Origin of the sequence: Thalassotalea euphylliae (assembly GCF_003390395.1) — a bacterium.
Taxonomy (GTDB): domain Bacteria; phylum Pseudomonadota; class Gammaproteobacteria; order Enterobacterales; family Alteromonadaceae; genus Thalassotalea_F; species Thalassotalea_F euphylliae_C.
This window is the reverse complement of sequence record NZ_QUOV01000001.1, coordinates 2,163,282-2,182,563: the sequence shown is the minus strand read 5'-3', so window position 1 is coordinate 2,182,563 and position 19,282 is coordinate 2,163,282. Positions and strand designations below refer to the sequence as shown.

The window sequence follows — 19,282 nt, the reverse complement described above, 5'->3', positions numbered from 1 at the left end:
CGCCCTAGGCTAAGCTATTCGTCTTGCATAAAACTAAACCTTTTTAGTGTTTTACCGCCTCTTTCTATGGTTTCATCGAACATAGCCAGTGGTCGAACCCAAAATTCAGGGTTTCCTGTTTGTTCAATGGTGCCATAAAGAGGGTAGTAAACCACCATCCATTCTTCCGTTTCACTGTGCCGAGCCACCTGGGTGACTTGGTATTTATTACCTTTGAAGTGTTGATATGTACCTAAAGGGATCATTTGGATTACTCTTAAAACTTTTCGCGCAGTGTAGCAAATGTCGCGATATTGAAATAGATAGTTTTTTTAAAATCTAATCCACAACGCCTTCATCTTTATGCACTAAATTTAAATTAAACTATTAATAAGATTTATTAAAAATCTGATGAATTATGAACATGTTAATAGTTTATATCCTTTAGTTTTTGGTTGTTAAATAGTCTATAACGCCCAGTTTTTGTCACAAACAGCTTAAGTCTTATATCTCCCACCCATAATTAGCATCTGGAGTAGAGTTTGCGCTCTATTTGAATAGTTGACACTGGCTCGACCACTTAACAAATTAGCAATTGAAAACAACAAAAATAAGGCCGTAAACGGCTGCTAATAACAATAATAATTTGCTAATTGCTTTTGGGGAGAAGCACATGAAAACAAGTCAGTTCAAGCGCAATAAAATTGCGTTGGCTGTGATGGCGTCAGTGTATTTGACGTCGCCCAGTATAATTGCGCAACAAGCTCAGTCAGCACAACAAACAGTCGATGAGTCTTTTCTAGAGCGTATTACCGTAACTGCGCAAAAACGAGTACAAAATCAACAAGAAGTACCTATTGCGATGACGGCCTTTAGCGGTGAGGAAATGGCAGAAGCCGTTATTAAAGATCTGTTCGATTTACAAAAATCTGTGCCAGGGCTGGGGGCGTTTCAAGCACAAAATGCCACTCAATCTAGCTTTTCTATACGCGGGGTTGGTACTTCATCACAAAACTACGGTCTAGAGTCATCGGTTGGTTTATATGTTGATGGCGTTTATCGCGCTCGTCAAAACTCGATGATCAATAACCTTATCGATGTCGAAGGTATTGAGGTGCTACGTGGCCCGCAGGGCACTTTATTTGGTAAAAATACACCTTCAGGCGCGGTGTTAGTGCGCACAGTTAAGCCAAGCCACGATGGTGACGATGGATTTGTTGAATTAACCGCTGGTAATTTTGGACTACTGAATGTCGCTGGCGCCATGTCGTTATCAGCTATTGACGATATTCTCGCATTTCGTGTCACCGGTTTTACTAGCCAGCGCGATGGCATTGTTGATGATGTTAATTTAGGTGACAATATTTTAAACGATCGCGATCGCTGGGGCGCTCGTTTACAAATGCTGTTTACCCCGAGTGACTCCTTTGAACTTCGCATTATCGCTGATCAAGGGGAAATAGATGAAATTTGTTGTGCGGCACCAACGCAAGTGTCTAATTTTCAGGCGCGTGAAATACCGGGAAAATTAGGCAGCGATGCTTTTTTGAGTCAGCCGCCATTTAATGCAACCGTATTTAGAGATGATCAATTTTATGATCGCCAAGTTGCGGTTTCCTTCTTGCCTGAATCGCAAATGACTGATAAGGGGTTGTCGGCGGAAATAAACTGGGATCTAAACGATCAATATACTCTGACGGCTATTTCTGCATATCGCAGCTTTGAAGCCTACGACAATATTGATAGTGATTTTACCGATGCTGACTTATTTGGCACCATCAATGATGCTGAGCAAGATTCATTCTCTCAGGAACTACGCTTGACGTACTCGGGTGACTCACTTGATTATATTATAGGTTTTTACTACTTCACACAAGACATTGACCTAAATTACAGCTTGTATACCGATGACTTATTTAACACGTTTTTCATGGCGAATTTTCAAGGGGCTTTAGATCCTTTGTTAAATGGTATAGACCAACTCAGTACTGCGACAGGTGGCTTAATAGCACCAACATCGCAAGCAGCGCCCGGAGGCGTAGGTTTTGATCATGTTGCTACCCAAGAACATGAAAGTTACGCCGTATTTACCCAGTTCGACTTTTCACTAACCGACAAACTTACGCTCACAGCCGGTGTTAGGTACACGGATGAAAGTAAAGATTTGTCCACAGTGTTTAGTGAGAACTTCTCTGACGGCTCAAGTTTTGTACCTTTCTTCAATAGCATTGGCGACCCGAACGATCCTGCCACTATAGTACCTGGCACGCTTATTTATGGGGCAGGTGTTGCTGGTGCAATATTACAAGGAATTGGTGCAGGGCAAATTGATATTACTTCACCACAGGGGCAGGCAGCGCTACAAGCTTTTGTGCCATTTCAAACGCCAGGTTGGGGATTTCAGGCATTAGGGCCGACAACATCAACCCGTGAAGATATTATCGAAACCCTTGATGATGACCAATTTACGGGCACGGTTAAGCTAAGTTATCAATTTGATAAGTACTCTATGGCTTATGTGTCTTATGGTACAGGCTACAAGTCAGGAGGGACTAATACCGATCGCATTGCGCCGGGCTTTGATCCCATTTTTGAGGCAGAGACCTCAGAGTCGATAGAAATTGGTTTAAAGAAAGATTTTGCCAATCAAGATTTACGAATCAATGCAGCGGCCCATTACACCACAGTTGACGATTTCCAAGCCAATACATTTACCGGTAACGGATTTAACTTACAAAACGCGGGTGACTATGAAATATCTGGTTTTGAGTTAGAGGCAACTTGGTACCCAACTGAAACCATTGAGGTTAATTTTGCATATGCGCTGGTCAATTCAGAATATAAAAGTTTTGAACGGGGTAACTGTTGGAATGCCTTTACATGGCACACCGGTATCGTTGACCCGGGGCAAGAAAACACAGATCCTGCGAATCCAAACCCTTTCTGTAATCGAACAGGTGACAGACCTGGCGGCGAACCAGAAGACTTTGCAATTTTAAGCATTAAAAAAGAGTTTAATTTAGCTGACGGCATTTATTCGTATATTCAAGCCGATTATAGCCATACAGGTGATATGGTGCTTGATGCGAGTAACGACCCGTATGCAGAGCAAGACGCATACAATTTGTTAAATGCTCGTATATTTGTCAAATTCGAGGAGTTAGATTTAGACGTAATACTTTGGGGCCGAAATATTCTGGATGAGGAATACATTAATCGAACGAATTTTAATGTACCGATTCAAGACGGCAAATTGAATGCCTATGTATCAGAGCCTGCAACATACGGTATCACTTTGAAAAAACGGTTTTAACGGCTCGGTTTTAGAGATGCAGGGGGTAAAAGAAGTCCCCAGCGTCTTTTATCGCTTGGTCTCTAAAACCGTTTAACTATAGCCTCTAAGCTTACAAAAGTTGTAACGAGCGTAATCGATTTGGTGTGTTACTTAATATTAATTATTGAGCCGCGCCATTTTGTATTTATAGTGAAAAGAATAGAAAACAGTGTGTTATAAACGTTATTGATCCGTTACTTTATTAGTCAGTTATTCAGACCGTTATAAGTAAAACAGAAGCGCACTATAAAAAAAGTAAAAAAGAAAAAAAGGAAAAAAGATGTCAGACATTACCAGTGTAAGCGAGATTTTAGCAAATCGATATTCAGTTAGAGCGTTTGAAAGCACGCCTGTCGACAGTGAATTACTTCAACAAATTTTTACCAAAGCACAGCAGGCACCGTCTAACTGCAATGTCCAGCCATGGCAAGTGTGTGTTGTTTCCGGTAATACATTGGCAACACTGCGCGATAAATTTATGACTACGTTAATGAGTGGTGCTAAACCCAATCCAGAGTTTAATTGGATGCCACAATATCAAGGTATTCATCGCGAACGTCAATTTGGCTCAGCGAATGCATTGTATTCAGCGCTAGGAATTGCGCGCGAGGATAAAAAAGCACGCCAAATGGCGATGGCAAACAATTGGCAGTTTTTCGGCGCACCACATGCGGCGTTTTTCACCATGGACAAATATCTAGATATTATGGGGGCGGTTGATTTAGGTATTTATGCGCAAACGCTGTCGTTAATTCTTGCTGAACACGGTATTCAAAATTGTATGCAAGGCGCGTTAGGGCAGTTCCCAGATCCTGTAAAAGAACTGCTGGGAATACCTGAAGAGCGAGGCATTTTATTTGGTATGTCTTTTGGCTATGCAAAAGCTGATGCAAACGCTAATAAAGCAAGAACAGATCGAGCTAGCACTGACGATGCGGTTCAGTTTTTTACTTAATGGCTGTAGTCGATGAACCTAAGCTATTTCTGAGGCAAAAGAAAAGTATGGATTAAATATCGACATGCAAAAGCACCTTAGCACAGCGGGATAACATATGAAGAACAGGGCGGTTGAACAATCACAGAATGCCGAAATTAAACATAGCTATGCAAACGTCTCCGGACTAAAAATACACTATTCGCAATGTGGCGTTCAACACAGTGACAATGGCGTTATCGTATTTCTGCATGGCTTTCCAGAGTATTGGGGGACGTGGCGACATCAGCTCATTGCACTCGGCAAGTCGTATCATACGATTGCGCCTGATTTACCCGGCTATAATCTTAGTGATAAACCTAGCAATAACGCTTTTTATAAAATTGAAAATTTGATTAAGGTGTTAAGTGAGTTTATCGCGCAAGTGTCTAATAACCAGCCTGTTTATCTTGTGGCCCATGACTGGGGGGGAGCCATTGCTTGGCCACTTGTTGCCTTTAATCAACAGCTAGTGAAAAAGCTTGTAATTTTAAATGCAGCACACCCGAGCACATTTACCAGAGAGATGAAATACAACGGCGAGCAACGCTTGCGTAGTGGCTATATTCACCAACTTATCTCCCCTCAAGCCGAAAACTTGTTATCCGAAAACCAATTTAGCTACTTGTTTGAACAAATTATGACGGGACTTGCAAAAGATCTCGTCACAGACCAGTTAAAAAGTGAATATTTAGCGATTTGGCAACAACCCGGCGCGATTAACGGTATGTTGCAATACTACAGAGCTATGCCTCAGCTGGCAGCAGACACTAAAAGTATTGGTTACAAAGATACTTACGCCCGAGATAACAGCAAGTTATCTCAATCTAATTCAACCACTAAAACAGAATCACCATTAACGACATTAGAGGCAATTACCATTCCCAAAATAATGATAAAAGTACCGACGCTGGTGCTTTGGGGAGCACAAGATCAAGCATTTGTTATCGAGTGCCTAGACGGATTAGAAGACTATGTTCAAGACTTAACGATTAAGCAATTCCCTGACAATAGCCACTGGTTACAGCATGAACAGCCGGACGCGATAACACAAGCGATTGGTTATTTTGTGAAAAACACAGCTCAATGCTAACAGTTGGTTATAAACAGAGATATAGGATAATTACCAAAAGGATCATGCATTTATGGATACTCAACAGCAACAATCAGTATTAGAAATAAACAAGCTAAACCTTGCAAAAACGCGTGTTGTTTCTGAACCTAAATTAACGTTGCAATCAGGACAAATTCGGTTAGCAGTTGATAAATTTGCGTTAACAGCAAACAACATTACTTATGGCGTTGCAGGCGAACTATTGGGTTATTGGCGATTTTTTCCCGCAAGCGAAGAACAGGAAAAATGGGGCAGAATACCTGTGATGGCCTTTGCCACAGTTGTTGAGTCGAACAATGATGAAATAGTGGAAGGCGAACGAGTTTTTGGATTTTTTCCGATGACGCAGTCACTTGTGATCCAAGCCGGCCAAATCACGCCGTTTGGCTTTAGTGACACAGCGCAGTACCGGCATCAGCTTTCTAGTGTTTACGCTAACTACGAGCGAGTAGCTAAGAATCCTTTTTATAATGAGTCTACAGAGCCTTATCATTTACTAGTGAAAGGCTTGTACACAACTTCATGGCTTATTGATGATTTTATGACCGATCATAACTTCTTTGGTGCAAGTCAGTATGTTATTTCGAGCGCATCGAGTAAAACAAGCATGGCACTTGCTTTTGCTAGTCGTCAGTGTGCCAACGGTAAAGCAGTTAAATTGGTTGGATTAACGTCATCGTCACGGGTAGAGTTTGTGACATCAACTGGCCTATACGATGAAGTGATTAGTTATGATGAAATAGCCAAACTAGACAATCGCAAAGCCAGTATTTTTGTCGATATGGCCGGCAGCCAGCAAGTGTTAGCGAGCGTGCATAACCATTTTGCTGAGAACTTAGTCTATTCTTGCAGTGTTGGCGCGACACATGTTGGCGACCTATCAACAAACACCGCGAATAATGTTTCTTTACCTGGTGCTAAGCCAGAAATGTTTTTTGCACCAGCACAAATAAAGATAAAAAGTAAAACAATCGGCGGCGCCCAACTTACCGTGCAGATAGCCCAATCAATGAATCTTTTTATCGACGAAATCAAACAGCATATCAAGGTTCAAGAAATCACCAATTTTGAACAACTAAACGAATGCTATATGAGTTTACTCAGTGGTCAAGCCGATGCCAGCATTGGGTTTGTCTACCAGTACTAGCGCAAGGCTAAGACTAATTTAGCTAAGGTACGCCCACTAAAGGAATAACAAATTAAAAAGCCCAGCTTATCGCTGGGCTCTTAGTTACCGAGTAACTATGCTCCGCCTAGCATGGCTTTTAACTGTTTTAAAATGACTAGCTCGTCAGCAGTAAGTTGCGGCTTATCTTCACATCTTGGGTCAGTTTTTTGAATCACATCTATCATTGGGCGAGTGATTGGTATTGGGTCACAGCCATGTCCCGTTTCACATATTAAATCAAATTCTGGTTTCGCTTTTTTGTGGCAATCTAAGCAATTACCACCAAATTTATTTTTAACGTCGTCAAATCCCCGAGCGGTAAACTGATTACCTTCGGCAGAAACGGCTAGCTCGATAAACTCCCAGTCATTAGTAGTAGGGTTAGTGCCTTTGGGGTGCTTAATCATCACTTCACTGGGCACTAACTGAACTACAGAGCCCGCAGGGTATGTACCTTGGCCTTGTTCAGCAATGGCGACGGTATCTTTTAATTTGTTGGGCAGTAAATTGTCAACGAAAAACCCGCGCACTGGTGTCATCTTTGCCAAACAGCTAAAGCTGCTCTCATCAAATGATAATTGAGTTTGTTGGTTTTTATGATCTGCCTTGTGATCAGCGTAGGCATTTAATGAGCCTAGTAAGGCTGCGGTACTTAGAATACCTGCAATTGCCGTTTTGAGAAATGTGTGCCCAAATTTCATGGTGTTTTCCTTTGTTGATCTTGTACTACTTATTCCGGTTCTAGTTCTTTTTCTGGTTCTAGTTTCGGTCATTGAGATTAATTTGATAAGTGTTTACAGCTTAACCATTAGCTTACCTTTGTTACCGCCGGTAAAAAATAGATTTAACCCTTCAATAGCAGACGATAGGCCGTCAAGGACATGAGCGCGATATTTTATTTTACCTTGCATCACGTAAGGCGCTAATTTTTGGAATAGCTGTGGAATTTCACCATAATGATCTGGCATTGCAAAACCTTGTACCGTTAAGCGCTTTTTGATCATTTGGATCCAGTTAGGGCCAGGAGGTGGTGTCATCGTTGCATAGTCTGCAATCATGCCACATACGGCGATTCGGCCATGCACATTCATACGATAGTAGATTTTTTCTTGAATCGGCCCACCAGTATTTTCAAAAAATACATCAATACCATTGGGTGCAAGTTCATCTAGTCTCGCCCCTAAATCATCCGTTTTGTAATTAATGGCGCCATCAAAACCTAACTCTTGTGTGATCCATTTGGCTTTGTCTTCACTACCAACAACACCGATAACGTTAAGGCCATCAGCTTTAGCTAGCTGACCAACAAGCGAGCCCACAGAGCCGGCGGCACCGGTAACAACTAAAGTTTCGCCTTTTTGAGGTTTGCCAATTGCGTATAACCCCTGCGTTGCGGTTAAACCTGGCAAGGCAAAAATCGACAATATCGCTTCATCAGGTAGGTCATTTTCAACTTTATTAATGCCTTTGCCATCTGATTTTATTAACTCAGCCCAACCCAATAAGCCCGTAACGCGATCGCCAACTTGAAAGCTTGGATGTTTACTTTCTATCACTTTGCCAATACCACCACTACGCATCACATCACCTAGTGCAACAGGCGGAATATAGCTGTTGGTGTCAGGACTCATCCAGCCAAACATTGCAGGGTCTAAAGAGGTGTAGGTTTGTTGAATTAAAAACTCACCATCTTGCAGCTCTGGCTTTGGCAGTTGCACTACGTCAAACAAGTCTTGTGTAATTGGGCCACCTGTTGGTCTAGCGATGAGCTTTATTGCGGTATAGGTGTTTTGTTCCATGTCTATTCCTTGGTATCACTGTTGTTGTGGTTAGCTATTTTTTAGATGTTTATTAGGCATTTGTTTGGTGTTAATTAGTTATCGGCTAGAAACTGCAAATTTAGTGCATCGCTAACTGCGAAATCGGCTTAATTCTATCTAGGTTTTGTGTCTGAATCAGTTCGTGCAAGCCCTCAGCAAGTTGCTCGCTTTGACTGAGTACTCGTTGCCAAACTTTAATGCGGGTTTGGCTGTCTAATTCCGTAAAATCCTTGCGATCAGGTATTTTTTTCAATGGTAAAGATTCAACAAATGCTTGTGTTGGACAGATCACGACAATATTGTCGTAATTTTGCGCTCGAATAGGGCGTGATAAACTTTTGTCAAACCAACCAGCACGCAATGTTTGACTGAAATGTGGGTAAAGTACTAAACCCGGGTTGTGAATTTTAATATCAAAGTGATAGTCGACAATGCCACCGTCACGGTACATCCCCGGTGGGCAGTCGGGAATGTCAGCTATTCCTTGCATTACCATAGGAATAGAGCCTGAAGCCAATAGCGCTTGCTTAAGATTGTTTGGCGTCAGGTAGGTGATGTGCGTGGTAAATTCGTCTGGATCGCTAATGGTCATATCACTGCTTGACGGCTGAAATATGTAACGTTCATATTGGCTGCGCAGTAACTGCCTGTTCATACGGTTACGAACAAAGCTACTAAGTAACCCTGCGCCTTGGGTTAATTTGTTTTCACTAGCGACAAAGCCGTTAGATTTAGCGACGACAAAGTGCGCTTTTCTAATGGGGTTGTTAATAATTTCATTAACGCCATTTTTACCTAGCACTTTGTCTAACAGTATACGGCCTGTTTCCGTAATTTCTGCCGCAGTCGGTTTTTTTGAGGCATACACAGTTTGCGAATAATCGGTTGCTAAACGCGTAATGGCTGCAACAGGATCAGATTGGCCAAAACATGCGGCTCTAAATGCACCAGCACTAGAGCCCATAATGTTTAGCGGCGTGTTCCTTGCCTTAAAAAATTCACCAAATAGGTATTTATCTAATCCGTATAAGGTAAACCATTTGGGGCCGCCACTTGCGCCCAAGAAACCGGTAAACAAAGATTGATGAAAACCTTCGGCTTTAATTGTTTCTAGGGCACTTGTGCCAGCGTATAGCTGAATCATAACTCTCCTTTGATAAACTCTTTTTACTAAGCTGCGGCTTTAGTCGCAGCTAACGTACGTAGCTCTTTTCGTAAAATTTTGCCAACATTTGATTTTGGCATTTCATCAATGAAGACAATTTCTTTGGGTATTTTATATTTTGTTAAATTTTCACGGGCATGGGCGATAAGTGATTCTTCAGTTAAATCGGCTTGTTTTTTCACAATATAAATGCGAATTTTTTCGCCGGTAGCGGCACACGGAATGCCAATCGCTGCCGCTTCTAACACGCCACTGTGCATCGCCATTACTTCTTCTAGCTCGTTAGGGTAAACGTTAAAGCCAGAAACAATGATCATGTCTTTTTTACGATCGACAATACGGAAATAGCCGTCTTCGTCCATGGTCGCGATATCGCCAGTTTTAAACCAGCCGTCTTCAATGGCCTCAGCAGTAGCATCAGGGCGGTTTAAATAGCCTTTCATCACTTGTGGCCCTTTTACCCAAAGCTCTCCCGGTTCATTAATGCCAACATCGCTACCTTGATCATCAACCAGTCGAATCTCAGTTGATGCAGCGGGTAAGCCAATCGAGCCATTAAATTCAGTTTGGTTGTAGGGACTAATAGTCACCATAGGACAACATTCAGTTAGGCCATAACCTTCGAGCAAGCGAACACCTGTAATTTCTTGCCATTTTTCAGCAACCGGGCGTTGCACAGCCATGCCGCCACCTAACGCAACTTTTAACCCAGAAAAATCTAGTTTATCAAAGCCTGGGGTATGGATCAGGCCGTTGAATAGGGTGTTAACACCCGTAATTGCAGTAAAGCGATACTTTGCTAACTCTTTGACAAACCCCGGCATATCTTTCGGGTTAGTGATCAATAAGTTGGTACCACCGTAGGCAATAAAACACAGACAATTCGAGTTAAGCGCAAAGATGTGATAAAGCGGAAGGGCAGTCACCATAATTTCTTGGTTGGGTTCGAAAACTGGCGTCGTCATTGCTTTTGACTGTTCTAAGTTCGCCACCATATTGCGATGTGTTAGCATCACGCCTTTAGATGGGCCTGTTGTACCGCCAGTGTATTGTAAAAAGGCAAGGTCTTTTGGTTTAACAGCTACTGGTGTGAATTGGATATTTTGGCCGACCGAAATCACTTGATTAAATTTAACGGCGTTAGGTAAATGGTATTTCGGCACCATCTTTTTAATATGCTTAACAACAGCGTTAACCATAAAGCCTTTTAAGCCACCTAAACGATCGCCTAGGCCAGTTACGATGACATGTTCGACCTTGGTTTTATCAACGATTTGGTCTAGCGTATGAGCAAAGTTTTCAATGATCAATATGCCTTTGGCGTCTGAATCCATCAGTAAGTGCTCTAACTCTCGAGCCGTGTATAGCGGGTTTACATTCACAATCGTTAAACCTGCTAATAAACCGCCGAACAAGGCAACGGGATACTGCAAACAGTTAGGCATCATAATGGCAAACTTGTCACCGGGTTTTAGATTCCATTTAGTTTGTAAATAGGCAGCAAATGCTCTGGCTTGGTCGGCTAATTCTTGGTAGGTAATGCTGGCGTCCATGTTAATGAATGCCGTGTTGTCGCGGTATTGGTTGGTATAAGTTTCAAACATTTCAACCAATGAAGTGTACTTGTCAGGATTGATTTCAAAAGGCACCCCCGGTGGGTAGCTTTTTTCTAGCCACACTTTTTCCATTGCTTATCCTCTATCAAACGATTGTTGTAATTTTTATATTTATTGTTGTTATTATTTTTTAGTTTATATTTTCTTTAGAAGTGTCTAGCAAACTAGACACTGTCTATATTAGGCATTTTAAAGTGAACTTTATAGCTAAATAACGTTATTTATAACACTTCAAAAAGTCCGGCCGCACCTTGTCCGCCGCCAATACACATAGTGATCACAACATACTTTACACCTCGGCGTTTACCTTCGAGTAAAGCGTGCATCACCATACGAGCACCGCTCATGCCGTAAGGGTGGCCAATAGAAATTGCGCCACCATTAACGTTGAGCTTCGCTTTGTCGATACCTAAGTAATCAGCGCAGTAGAGCACTTGTACGGCAAAGGCTTCATTAAGTTCCCATAATCCTATGTCATCAATGGTCAGGTTGTGACGTTCCAGCAGTTTAGGGACGGCGTAAATTGGCCCGATCCCCATTTCGTCAGGTTCACAGCCAGCAACGGCCATACCGCGATATACGCCAAGCGGCGCTAACCCTTTTTGCTCGGCAACTGATTTTTCCATCAACACTAGCGCTGCCGCACCGTCAGAAAGCTGTGAAGCATTGCCGCCAGTAATGCAGCCACCTTCTTTTACGGTTCTAACACCTGATAAACCCTCTAGCGTGGTGTCAGGGCGATTACCTTCATCAAGCGATAACGTAACTTCTTGCTTTGAGATATCACCAGTTACTTTATCTTGCACTAGCTTAGTCGTGGTAACCGGCAAAATTTCATCATCGAATAAGCCTGCTGCTTGTGCAGCGGCGGTGCGCTGCTGAGAAAGTAAGGCATATTCATCTTGTGCTTGTCTGGAAATGTTATAACGGCTAGCAACGACTTCAGCAGTGTCTAACATGGGCATGTAAATGGCGGGAGCGTACTCTTTAACTTGAGCATCAACCGCGCGGTGCATGTTCATGTGTTCATTTTGTACTAGCGTGATGGACTCACAGCCGCCTGCTACAACCACATTAGCACCATCTCCAACAATATGATTGGCAGCGCTGGCAACGGCCATCAGGCCAGAAGCACACTGGCGGTCTATGGTCATGCCTGGAACTGAAACTGGCAACTTGGCGGCCATTGCTGCTTGACGACCAAAGTTCATACTTTGGCTACCTTGCTGCATCGCGGCGCCAAAAATACAATCGTCTACTTCCTCACCATTTATGCCCGCCTTGTTTAATGCAGCGTTAATGGCGATTGCTGCTAGCGATGGCGAAGTAAGATCGTTAAAAGCTCCTCTGTATGCTTTTGCGATCGGTGTTCTGGCAACAGATACAATAACGGCTTCTCTAGTCGTTGAAGTCATGTTCTTCTCCTTAAGCTTGTCCGGTTAACGTTTGCGTGTGTTCACCAGCAGGTTCTTAGCTTGGCTGCATTGCCGCCATTGCTTTTGTTAGGAATTTTTCTGATTGCTTAACACCAGACTCTAATGCTTGCTGATTATCAGGTGCGGTTACCGCTTGCCATTGCTCGCGAATAGCTTCAGGAGATTGCTCTTCTGGCGATAAGAAAATACCGTCGGTTTCGTAAATTGTCGCTGTTGCATAGCCGCCAGCACCCGCTGACAAAATAGTGCGATTGGGCGCGTCATCATCGCATAAGGTAAGTAGGCCAGGGGTTACATATTCAGGAGCTAGCATGCCAAGTATGTTTTCAGGCATAAGATCTTCGGTCATACGTGTTCCTGCGGTTGGCGCAAGTGCATTCACACGAATATTATGTTTAGCACCTTCTAACACTAAAGTATTCATCAAACCCAGTACTGCCATTTTGGCAGCGCCATAGTTGGTTTGACCGAAATTGCCGTACATGCCGCTAGAAGAAGTAGTCATTACGATGCGACCGTAATTTTGCTCGCGCATAATGTCCCAAACTGCTTTCGTACAATTTACGGAGCCCATTAAATGAACATCCATGACCAATTTGAAATCATCAAGCGACATTTTGGCGAATGATTTATCGCGCAAGATGCCGGCATTGTTTACCAAAATGTCAACGCGTCCCCATTTATCTATGGCTTGTTGCACCATATCTTGCACCTGCGCAAAGTCAGCGACGTTAGCGCCATGGCTCATCGCTTCGCCACCTGCGGCAATAATTTCTTGCACAACTTGTTCTGATGCCGCAGATGAACCACCACTGCCGTCGCGCGCACCACCTAAATCATTTACCACGACTTTGGCGCCGCGTTTGGCCAGTGCTAAGGCGTGAGATTTTCCCAAACCGTTTCCTGCGCCAGTGACAATAGCGACTTTGCCTTTAAACTCTATGCTCATTCTTCTTATCCTTGCCTTAAAATTGTTAGTTGTTGTTTGAATTATGAAAGATAGCGTGGTTTATTTGACTAATTGGATGCCTATCCACTCAGCTATCAATGCAGGCGTATCAACGCCTTCAATTTCAACAGAAACATTGGTTTTAACTCGATATTGTCTCGGCTTAGTTTCGTCTATGCTTTCAATGGTTGCATGGGCTCGAATCTTACTGCCAACTTTAACCGGCTGGAGAAAACGGATTTTATCGAAACCCGAGTTGATCCCCATGTAGGCGCCTTCGATGGAGATGCTAAACTGCTCGGCAAAGTGAGAGAGTAAAGACAAGGTTAAAAAACCGTGTGCAATCGTGCTGCCAAATGGGGTATTTTTCGCTTTTTCAGGGTCAATATGAATAAATTGATGGTCAAGTGTGCAATCGGCAAATTGATCAATTTGCGCTTGAGTAACTTGGTGCCAATTAGTCGGATTGGCTTTGTATCCAACATAACTGGCGATTTCTGCCACAGGCACAGGCTGTTTAGCTGCGCTACTAGCTGGTTCATTTTCTACTACAGCTTTCGCCTCATTTGACGTTGCTATATCTGATGTTGTCATCTGAATTCCTTATCTTCTCTCTATTTGAGTAACAGTGTTAACTTGTTCAGTTGAAACTTGTTAAAACCAGTTAGCCTGCATTTGGTGGCAAGTATCATCAAGATCATTCAGCAAGCTTGCCCATTGTTGAATTTGCGTTAACTCATAACGGTAAAAATACTGCGCCGCCTGTAATTTACCCTGATAGAAGTACTGTTCACTTTCATGATTAGCTTTGGGCAGGGCGGTTGCGGCAATTTTCGCTTGTTTTAACCACAACCAAGCAACAACAACATGACCAAACATGGATAAATAATGCACAGAATTAGCAAGCACTTGGTCAATGCTCTCTGAACCTTGGCTGCTACTATTACCCATCGCAGTGAGCAGCTTATCTGTGGTGTGGTTTAACGTAGCAATGGCGCTACCTAGTCGCTGACAATACTCATTTAACGCTTCATGTGATGTTGCGTCTTTAATGGTGTCATTAATTTCAGCCATTAATGCTTGATAGGCTTGCATGCTGCCCATTGGTACTTTACGCGCCAATAGATCCAATGATTGAATTCCTGTGGTACCTTCATGAATTGGATTAAGGCGATTATCACGGTAGAACATTTCAATGGGGTGCTCGTTCACATAACCTGCGCCGCCAAGGACTTGAATGGCAAAATCATTCGCTTTAGTGCCATATTCTGATGGCCAGGTTTTAATGACTGGGGTTAGTAAATCAAGCAGAGTGTGGGCATAAGCACGTTGCTCTTTACTTGGTGCAGTTTTTTCATCATCTGAAAGTTGGCTACCTAGCATAACTAACGCGAGTGCGCCTTCAGCGTAGGCTTTTTGCGCGAGTAGCATGCGTTTAACATCGGCATGTTCAATAATATTAACGGGCGGAGATAAAGGATCTTTGCATGATGGCAGTCTACCTTGAGGTCGGTTTTTAGCGTACTCAAGTGAGTATTGATACCCACCCATGGCAAGTGCTGCGCCGCTGGTGCCAACCATAATCCGTGCTTCGTTCATCATATGGAACATATAAGCAAGACCGTGATTTTCCTCACCGACCAAATAGCCAATTGCGCCACCTTTTTCCCCAAAGCTCAGCGCGGTTGAGGTTTGTGCACGACCACCCATTTTATGGAATAAACCCGCAAGGGCTACATCGTTTCTATCGCCTAGGCTACCATCATTGTTAACTAAATACTTAGGCACAACAAATAGGGAAATTCCCTTAACACCTTTAGGTGCGCCTTTTACTCTTGCCAACACTAAATGAACAATGTTTTCGCTTAAGTTGTGATCGCCACCTGAGATATAAACTTTGTTGCCTGTGATGCGATAGCTACCATCTTCAGCTTTTACTGCACTTGTGGTTAAATCGGCAAGCCCAGAGCCAGCGTCGGGTTCAGTCATCGCCATTGTGCCAGCAAAACGGCCATCTCGTAGTGGCTTAACCCATTTTTCTATTAACTCGTCACTGCCATGCGCTTGCAATAAATTGGCATTTGCCGTGGTGAGCATGCTATAGCCAAGCGCTGTGCCACCCGCGATAGTGAGATAGACACCAGCGAGGTTGGCAACAATCGGGGGCAGTTGCATGCCATTGAATTCATAATCGGCGGTTGCAGAAGGTAAACCTGATTCATTTAGGGCGTCGAGTGCAGGTTTTAACTCCGGAATGATATGCACTTTTTCGCCATCGAAGGTTGGTTGCTGGTTATCTAGGGTATGACGCAGCGGTAAAAAGTGCTTTTCTGCCACATTTTTTGCGGTTTGAATCACTTCTTTAAAGGTGGTGCGATCATGATCTTGATACCGGCTTCGGTCAAACAAAGCATCAGTATCAAACAGCTCGTAAAGTAAAAATTCAATTTCACGCTCATTTAGCATTTTGGTATTCATTATCTTTCTCTTTTTCTTCGCCTTTATCTCTATTTGTTTAACAAGATACTTGGCCTAAGATGATTGAGTTGGTTGATAAAAATGGGGTTAAACTTTTAATTACAGCGCAGTTACGCCGCCATCAATGGCAATGCTTTGTCCTGTCATGTAGGTATTTGCTGGAGACAGCATTAACAGCATAGTCGCGACCACTTCTTGTGGCTCTGCAAGACGTTTCATTGGCGCACCTCTAGCCATTTTTTTACGATCTTCATCGTCTGACATATCAGTGACCATGTTGGTTAACGTGAAGAAGGGGCAGGCGGCGTTAACGCGAATGTTGTAACGACCATACTCAGCAGCCGCTGTTTTGGTTAACCCAATAACGGCGTGTTTTGCTGCCGCATAAGAAGATACACCCGGCGCGCCGCCTAGACCCGCTAGTGAGCTAACATTTAAAATAACGCCACCACCTTGACTGAGCATCAAGGGAATTTGATGCTTCATACCAAATTGTACGCCTTTAACGTTGACCGCAAATTGCTTGTCCATCGTCGCTTCGTCGGTTTGATGCAGTGGGCTAAGGGCTGGCGCGATGCCGGCATTATTAACGGCAATATCTAAGCTGCCAAACTTCTCAGCGGCTAATTGTGCTAGGTTTTGGCAATAGCTATCTTGCGAGACATCACCAGCAAGTGCTGCTACTGAATAGCCTTTGTCACTCATTGATTGCTCAACGGCTTTTAATTCTGCTTCTTTAATATCGCCAATCACTAAGTTTGCGCCACGACTGGCTAGTGCTTCTGAAAGTAATTGACCAAGCCCTTGAGAAGCACCAGTAACTAAGACAGTTTTTCCGGTGAAATCTAACATTGCATCCATTTTGTGCTCCTTGTGCTGTTCCTGTTGTATTTTTGTTTTGCTTTTTTATTGTGATTTTCGTTTTTTCGGTGCTTTTATTTGTTGCTATTCACGGGTTACGCCAAGCGCCATTTGCGCGAGCGGTTTAACATAAGCGCCTAGCTTCATGGCATTTTTATTGGAGGCATTGCCCAAGGTTGCGCGCTTTGCTACGCCTTGTACTATGGCCGCAAGGCGAAAGAAGCTAAACGCTAAATAAAATGGCCAATGTTCGATATTTGAAATGTTCATGCGTCGGCAGTACCGCTCTACATATTCCTGCTCGCTTGGAATACCTAAACTGGCGCGATTGACATTCGCGAGGCCGTCAACACTGCCCATACCGCCCGGTAATCTAAGCTGCATGCATTGATAGGCGAGATCAGCAAAAGGGTGCCCTAAGGTAGATAATTCCCAATCAAGTACGGCCAGTATGTTCGAAGAATCAGGCGCGAACATCATGTTGTCGAGGCGGTAGTCACCATGAACCAGCGCAACGCGGCCATCGTCAGCTGGTAAATGCTGCGCTAGCCAATCGTAAAGCATATCCATTTCTTCAATGCGCTCTAATTCTGTTGCGCGGTATTGCTCTATCCAGCGTGATAGTTGGCGTTCAAAATAATTACCAGGCTTGCCGTAGTCGCCCAGGCCAATGTCATTCACATTAACGATATGGATTGCTGCCAATGTTTTGTTCATTGCATCATAAATACCGGCGCGCTGTTCGTTGCTAGTAACCTGTTTAAGTGATGCATCCCAATAAATATCACCTTCAACAAATTCCATTAAATAGAACATTTCGCCCAGCACGCTAGTGTCGGTGCATAAATGATAAGGCTTGGCTACGGGGACATCAGTACCATATAACGCACTAATTACTCTAAATTCACGATCGACGGCATGTGCTGATTTTAATAACTTGCCCGGTGGTTGCTTGCGCAATACATAAGATTTTTCTGATGTAGTGACTTTAAACGTTGGGTTTGATTGACCACCGTCGAATTTTTCTAGCGTAATTGGGCCGCTAAAATCACTTAACTGACTTGCTAAGTATTCTGACAACACGTGCTCGTTTAATTGATCAACTTCCTTCATGTGTTTTCCTGCTCGTTGACAAAAATTCAGTTGAAATTACGTTATAACGCATGCTTTGCGGCAAGATTTCGACCTAATTGCATCATATGAACTTGGTCTGGACCATCTGCGAGTCTTAGCGTGCGTTGGCCAGCGTACATATGGGCTAAGAATGTATCTTGCGAAACACCTTGCGCGCCGTGAATTTGAATGGCACGGTCGAGTACATCAAGTGCCATATTGGGCGCAACAATTTTGATCATCGCGATTAAATCTTGTGCCGCTTTGTTGCCCGCTAGATCCATTTTTTGTGCGGCTTTTAAGGTTAACAAACGAGCTTGTTCAACTTGGCAAGCAGACGTTGCAATATCTTCTCGAATCGATTGCAATTTACTCATCGGTTGACCAAAAACCGTGCGCTCATTAACGCGTTTGCACATCATATCTAAGGCTCGCTGTGCTGCGCCGACTGAGCGCATACAGTGATGAATTCGACCTGGCCCTAAACGGCCTTGAGCGATTTCAAAACCTCGGCCTTCACCGGCAATGATGTTGTCTGCAGGCACGCGTACCTTATCGAAAATCACTTCCGCGTGGCCTTCGGGCGCATCGTTGTAACCAAATACTTTCATTGGCCTAACCACAGTAACGCCAGGTGTGTTCATTGGCACTAATATTTGCGACTGCTGAACATAACGATTGTCATTAGTTGGGTCCGTTTTTCCCATAACAATCATGATCTGGCATTGTTGACGGCAAGCACCGCTGATATAGAACTTTTTACCAGTAATGACATAATCATCGCAATCACGCTCGATAAGGGTTTCAATATTAGTGGCATCAGAAGAGGCGACATCTGGCTCAGTCATGGCAAACGCTGAGCGAATTTCACCGGCAAGTAAAGGCACTAGCCAACGTTTTTTCTGCGCTTCACTACCGTATTTGGCGAGCACTTCCATATTGCCGGTATCTGGCGCAGCGCAGTTAAATACTTCCGGTGCCCATGCAACTTTCCCCATTTCTTCTGCCAATGGAGCGTATTCGAGATTAGTTAAACCCGCGCTGTATTCACCATAGTTAAGTGGTAAAAATAAATTCCACAAGCCTTGTGCTTTGGCTTTGGCCTTAAGTTCTTCCATTAGCGGCGGCGTAGACCATTGATGCTCTGCGATTTGCTTGTTCATCGAGTTTTCATTCGGGTAAACAAACTCATCCATAAAGGCACGAAGTTGATTGAGTAAGCCTTCTACTTTTTCTGAGTATTCAAAATTCATTGTTTTATCCTTTTAACTAAGCC

General features: G+C 43.4%; 16 protein-coding genes. 4 read left to right on the top strand and 12 right to left on the bottom strand.

The window, feature by feature from the left end:
• Positions 1 to 14 precede the first annotated feature (14 nt).
• Positions 15 to 245 (bottom strand): DUF1653 domain-containing protein, encoded by a 231-nt coding sequence (locus DXX92_RS09650; protein WP_116000268.1) that lies wholly within the window; start codon positions 243 to 245, stop codon positions 15 to 17.
• Positions 246 to 652: 407 nt separating this feature from the next.
• Here DXX92_RS09650 and DXX92_RS09645 point away from each other — a divergent pair, with 407 nt between their 5' ends.
• The 4 genes from DXX92_RS09645 (at position 653) to DXX92_RS09630 (ending at position 6,547) form a co-directional block, all read left to right on the top strand.
• A complete protein-coding gene (locus DXX92_RS09645; protein WP_116000267.1) occupies positions 653 to 3,292 on the top strand; it encodes a TonB-dependent receptor in 2,640 nt (879 codons plus the stop codon).
• 301 nt (positions 3,293 to 3,593) lie between these two features.
• Positions 3,594 to 4,268 (top strand): nitroreductase, encoded by a 675-nt coding sequence (locus DXX92_RS09640; protein ID WP_116000266.1) that lies wholly within the window; start codon positions 3,594 to 3,596, stop codon positions 4,266 to 4,268.
• Positions 4,269 to 4,365: 97 nt separating this feature from the next.
• On the top strand, positions 4,366 to 5,379 hold the full coding sequence (locus DXX92_RS09635) for an alpha/beta fold hydrolase (protein WP_116000265.1): 1,014 nt from the start codon (positions 4,366 to 4,368) through the stop codon (positions 5,377 to 5,379).
• 52 nt (positions 5,380 to 5,431) lie between these two features.
• Positions 5,432 to 6,547 carry a DUF2855 family protein gene (locus tag DXX92_RS09630; protein ID WP_116000264.1) on the top strand — a complete coding sequence of 372 codons (1,116 nt, stop codon included), beginning with the start codon at positions 5,432 to 5,434 and terminating at the stop codon, positions 6,545 to 6,547.
• Between the two features lie 95 nt (positions 6,548 to 6,642).
• Here DXX92_RS09630 and DXX92_RS09625 read toward each other — a convergent pair whose 3' ends face one another.
• The 11 genes from DXX92_RS09625 to DXX92_RS09575 all read right to left on the bottom strand — a co-directional run bounded on the left by DXX92_RS09625 (position 6,643) and on the right by DXX92_RS09575 (position 19,259).
• Positions 6,643 to 7,269 (bottom strand): hypothetical protein, encoded by a 627-nt coding sequence (locus DXX92_RS09625; RefSeq protein ID WP_116000263.1) that lies wholly within the window; start codon positions 7,267 to 7,269, stop codon positions 6,643 to 6,645.
• 93 nt (positions 7,270 to 7,362) lie between these two features.
• On the bottom strand, positions 7,363 to 8,367 hold the full coding sequence (locus DXX92_RS09620) for an NADP-dependent oxidoreductase (protein ID WP_116000262.1): 1,005 nt from the start codon (positions 8,365 to 8,367) through the stop codon (positions 7,363 to 7,365).
• Between the two features lie 100 nt (positions 8,368 to 8,467).
• Entirely contained in the window at positions 8,468 to 9,532 is a 1,065-nt protein-coding gene (locus DXX92_RS09615; protein ID WP_116000261.1) for a patatin-like phospholipase family protein, read from the bottom strand.
• A gap of 26 nt (positions 9,533 to 9,558) precedes the next feature.
• Positions 9,559 to 11,241 carry an AMP-binding protein gene (locus DXX92_RS09610; RefSeq protein ID WP_116000260.1) on the bottom strand — a complete coding sequence of 561 codons (1,683 nt, stop codon included), beginning with the start codon at positions 11,239 to 11,241 and terminating at the stop codon, positions 9,559 to 9,561.
• 149 nt (positions 11,242 to 11,390) lie between these two features.
• On the bottom strand, positions 11,391 to 12,584 hold the full coding sequence (locus DXX92_RS09605) for an acetyl-CoA C-acyltransferase (RefSeq protein ID WP_116000259.1): 1,194 nt from the start codon (positions 12,582 to 12,584) through the stop codon (positions 11,391 to 11,393).
• 55 nt (positions 12,585 to 12,639) lie between these two features.
• Entirely contained in the window at positions 12,640 to 13,554 is a 915-nt protein-coding gene (locus DXX92_RS09600; protein ID WP_116000258.1) for an SDR family oxidoreductase, read from the bottom strand.
• 60 nt (positions 13,555 to 13,614) lie between these two features.
• Positions 13,615 to 14,148, bottom strand: a complete 534-nt coding sequence (locus tag DXX92_RS09595) for a MaoC family dehydratase (RefSeq protein WP_116000257.1) — start codon at positions 14,146 to 14,148, stop codon at positions 13,615 to 13,617.
• A 60-nt stretch (positions 14,149 to 14,208) separates the two neighbouring features.
• Complete coding sequence (locus tag DXX92_RS09590; RefSeq protein WP_116000256.1) at positions 14,209 to 16,032, bottom strand: acyl-CoA dehydrogenase; 1,824 nt, start codon at positions 16,030 to 16,032, stop codon at positions 14,209 to 14,211.
• A 99-nt stretch (positions 16,033 to 16,131) separates the two neighbouring features.
• A complete protein-coding gene (locus DXX92_RS09585) occupies positions 16,132 to 16,893 on the bottom strand; it encodes an SDR family NAD(P)-dependent oxidoreductase (RefSeq protein WP_116000255.1) in 762 nt (253 codons plus the stop codon).
• An 84-nt stretch (positions 16,894 to 16,977) separates the two neighbouring features.
• Positions 16,978 to 18,006 (bottom strand): phosphotransferase family protein, encoded by a 1,029-nt coding sequence (locus DXX92_RS09580; protein WP_116000254.1) that lies wholly within the window; start codon positions 18,004 to 18,006, stop codon positions 16,978 to 16,980.
• A 41-nt stretch (positions 18,007 to 18,047) separates the two neighbouring features.
• Positions 18,048 to 19,259, bottom strand: a complete 1,212-nt coding sequence (locus tag DXX92_RS09575) for an acyl-CoA dehydrogenase family protein (protein WP_116000253.1) — start codon at positions 19,257 to 19,259, stop codon at positions 18,048 to 18,050.
• Positions 19,260 to 19,282: the final 23 nt, after the last annotated feature.

Bases quoted from the DNA above. Each gene is read 5' to 3' on its own strand.
- DXX92_RS09650 (WP_116000268.1), bottom strand. From the start codon at position 245: ATGATCCCTTTAGGTACATATCAACACTTCAAAGGTAATAAATACCAA.
- DXX92_RS09645 (WP_116000267.1), top strand. From the start codon at position 653: ATGAAAACAAGTCAGTTCAAGCGCAATAAAATTGCGTTGGCTGTGATG.
- DXX92_RS09640 (WP_116000266.1), top strand. From the start codon at position 3,594: ATGTCAGACATTACCAGTGTAAGCGAGATTTTAGCAAATCGATATTCA.
- DXX92_RS09635 (WP_116000265.1), top strand. From the start codon at position 4,366: ATGAAGAACAGGGCGGTTGAACAATCACAGAATGCCGAAATTAAACAT.
- DXX92_RS09630 (WP_116000264.1), top strand. From the start codon at position 5,432: ATGGATACTCAACAGCAACAATCAGTATTAGAAATAAACAAGCTAAAC.
- DXX92_RS09625 (WP_116000263.1), bottom strand. From the start codon at position 7,269: ATGAAATTTGGGCACACATTTCTCAAAACGGCAATTGCAGGTATTCTA.
- DXX92_RS09620 (WP_116000262.1), bottom strand. From the start codon at position 8,367: ATGGAACAAAACACCTATACCGCAATAAAGCTCATCGCTAGACCAACA.
- DXX92_RS09615 (WP_116000261.1), bottom strand. From the start codon at position 9,532: ATGATTCAGCTATACGCTGGCACAAGTGCCCTAGAAACAATTAAAGCC.
- DXX92_RS09610 (WP_116000260.1), bottom strand. From the start codon at position 11,241: ATGGAAAAAGTGTGGCTAGAAAAAAGCTACCCACCGGGGGTGCCTTTT.
- DXX92_RS09605 (WP_116000259.1), bottom strand. From the start codon at position 12,584: ATGACTTCAACGACTAGAGAAGCCGTTATTGTATCTGTTGCCAGAACA.
- DXX92_RS09600 (WP_116000258.1), bottom strand. From the start codon at position 13,554: ATGAGCATAGAGTTTAAAGGCAAAGTCGCTATTGTCACTGGCGCAGGA.
- DXX92_RS09595 (WP_116000257.1), bottom strand. From the start codon at position 14,148: ATGACAACATCAGATATAGCAACGTCAAATGAGGCGAAAGCTGTAGTA.
- DXX92_RS09590 (WP_116000256.1), bottom strand. From the start codon at position 16,032: ATGAATACCAAAATGCTAAATGAGCGTGAAATTGAATTTTTACTTTAC.
- DXX92_RS09585 (WP_116000255.1), bottom strand. From the start codon at position 16,893: ATGGATGCAATGTTAGATTTCACCGGAAAAACTGTCTTAGTTACTGGT.
- DXX92_RS09580 (WP_116000254.1), bottom strand. From the start codon at position 18,006: ATGAAGGAAGTTGATCAATTAAACGAGCACGTGTTGTCAGAATACTTA.
- DXX92_RS09575 (WP_116000253.1), bottom strand. From the start codon at position 19,259: ATGAATTTTGAATACTCAGAAAAAGTAGAAGGCTTACTCAATCAACTT.